Raw genomic sequence first — 2521 nt, forward strand, 5'->3', positions numbered from 1 at the left:
CGGTCGACCCCTTGGCCTCGCGCCGGTACCACACCTGCATCCGTTCCACCGCCTGCTCCATGACGGCAAGCTGTCGAAGGATCAGGTCCGGGCCTGGGCCTTGAACCGCTACTACTACCAGGCGATGATTCCGGTGAAGGATGCCGCCGTTCTGGCGCGCATGACCGACGCGTCGCTGCGGCGGATCTGGCGCCAGCGCATCGTCGATCATGACGGCGACCACGAGGGTGACGGCGGTATCGAGCGGTGGCTGAAGCTCGCCGAGGGCGTGGGCTTCGACCGCGACTACGTCCTGTCGACCCGCGGCATTCTCTCGGCCACGAAGTTCTCGGTCGAGGCCTATGTGCACTTCGTCACCGAGAAGACGCTCCTGGAGGCGATCGCCTCGTCGCTGACCGAGATGTTCTCGCCGACGATCATCTCGGAGCGTGTCGCCGGGATGCTGAAGAACTATGACTTCATCACCAAGGAGACGCTGGCGTATTTCGACAAGCGTCTCACCCAGGCGCCGCGGGATGCCGATTTCGCCTTGGACTACGTCAAGCAGCACGCGACCACGCCGGAGCTGCAGCGGAAGGCCATGGCGGCGCTGACGTTCAAGTGCAACGTCCTCTGGACGCAACTCGACGCCCTGTACTTCGCCTACGTTTCCCCCGGGATGGTCCCCCCGGACGCGTGGCAACCGGGCGAGGGTCTCGTGGCCGAGGCGTCTCCGGCCCGGGTGGGCGGGAACCGGAAGATGGCGGCCGGCGACCGTCCGCGGCTGCCGCGCGGCGTCCGGCTGCGCAACGACGAAACCCGCGGCAAGTGGGTTCTGCTCGCCCCCGAGCGCACCTTCGATCTCGACGACAACGCCGTCGCGGTGCTCAAGCTCGTGGACGGCGTGCGCAGCGTCGCCGACATCGCGGACGAACTCGGAAAGACGTACGCGGCCGAGCCGCGGGCCATTGAGGCCGACATCCTGGTGATGCTCGACGGCCTCGCGGAGAAACGGGTTCTTGAGCGATGAATGCGCTGACGCCGAACCGGCCCGATGCGCCGGCCCCGGTGGGTCTGCTCGCTGAGCTGACCCATCGCTGCCCGCTGCGCTGCCCCTATTGCTCGAATCCGCTGGAACTCGACCGCCGGTCGGGCGAGCTCGACACGCAGACGTGGCAGCGCGTGCTCGGGGAGGCCGCGGCCCTCGGTGTCCTGCACGTGCACCTGTCCGGCGGCGAGCCGACGGCACGCAACGACATCGTCGAGATCACCAAGACCTGCGCCGATCTCGGCCTCTACTCGAACCTGATCACCTCCGGCGTCGGCGGGGCGCTCGCGAAGCTCCAGGCGCTCTACGATGTCGGGCTCGACCACGTGCAGCTCTCGGTGCAGGGCGTCGACGCGCAGAATGCCGAGAAGATCGGCGGCCTTAAGAACGCCCAGCCGCAGAAGTTCGAGTTCGCCGCCAAGGTTGTCGAACTCGGCCTGCCCCTGACGCTGAATTCGGTCATTCACCGCGGCAACATCCACGAGGTGGCGGGCTTCATCGACCTCGCGGTGAAGATGGGCGCCAAGCGGCTCGAGGTGGCGCACACGCAGTATTACGGATGGGCCTACGTCAACCGCGCGGCGCTGATGCCCGACAAGGCGCAGGTGGACGAGTCGATCCGGATCGTCGAGGCAGCCCGGGAGCGCCTGAAGGGCCAACTCGTCATCGACCTCGTCGTGCCGGACTATTATGCGAAATATCCTAAGGCCTGCGCGGGCGGCTGGGGCCGCAAGCTGATGAACGTGACGCCCCAGGGCAAGGTCCTCCCCTGCCACGCGGCGGAGACGATCCCGGGGCTGGAATTCTGGAACGTCAACGATCACTCGCTGGGCGAGATCTGGCGCGACTCGCCCGCCTTCACCGCCTATCGCGGCACCGATTGGATGAAGGAGCCTTGTCGCTCCTGCGACCGGCGCGAGAAGGACTGGGGCGGTTGCCGCTGTCAGGCCCTGGCCCTCGCCGGGGACGCGGCCGCCACCGATCCTGCCTGCTCGCTCTCCCCGCTCCACGCCAAGGTGCGAGCCCTTGCCGCGGAGGAAGCTGCGGAAAACCCGCCGGATTACATTTATCGGACGATCGGCAGCAACGTTCGGTCGCCGCTCAAGGAGGAAGTCCACTCGTGAGAGGTCTTGTCGTAAAGGGTCTTGCTACGACGTCCGTCGCGCTCGGGCTGGCCGTGCTGCCGGCCCTCGCCGAGGATGCGTCGAAGCCCGCCATCGTGACCCAGGCCAACGCGGCCGCTGCGCCGTCCGCCGCGGATCTGCTGTTCGACCAGCCGCATATGAAGAATGCGGCGCCGGGGTCGACGCTGACCTATGATTATCTGCGCCGTTCGGGCATCGCGAAGGGGCCGTTCGGGGCGCCGCTGGAAGACACGGTCCAGCTGAAGGTCGAGCCCGGAAAGAGCGCGGAAGGCCGGGATATCAGCGTCGTGATGTTTTCCGGGCTGAACCGTGTGCCGGCCGGCCCGTTCGAGGACATGGCGGGTAACCC

Annotated in this window: 2 protein-coding genes and 1 pseudogene; all 3 read left to right on the top strand. The window is 67.2% G+C overall.

The annotated features are described in order from the left end of the window. A partial coding sequence (pqqC, locus tag I53_RS25655) for a pyrroloquinoline-quinone synthase PqqC (RefSeq protein WP_043356143.1) occupies positions 1-1009 on the top strand: 1009 nt, incomplete at its 5' end. After that, complete coding sequence (gene pqqE, locus I53_RS25660) at positions 1006-2151, top strand: pyrroloquinoline quinone biosynthesis protein PqqE (protein ID WP_043356145.1); 1146 nt, start codon at positions 1006-1008, stop codon at positions 2149-2151. The genes pqqC and pqqE, both read left to right, overlap by 4 nt. Then, a pseudogene (locus tag I53_RS25665) lies at positions 2148-2521 on the top strand (hypothetical protein); the annotation flags it as partial. The gene pqqE and the pseudogene I53_RS25665, both read left to right, overlap by 4 nt.

Source organism: Methylobacterium sp. B1 (genome assembly GCF_000333255.1).
Classification (GTDB): domain Bacteria; phylum Pseudomonadota; class Alphaproteobacteria; order Rhizobiales; family Beijerinckiaceae; genus Methylobacterium; species Methylobacterium fujisawaense.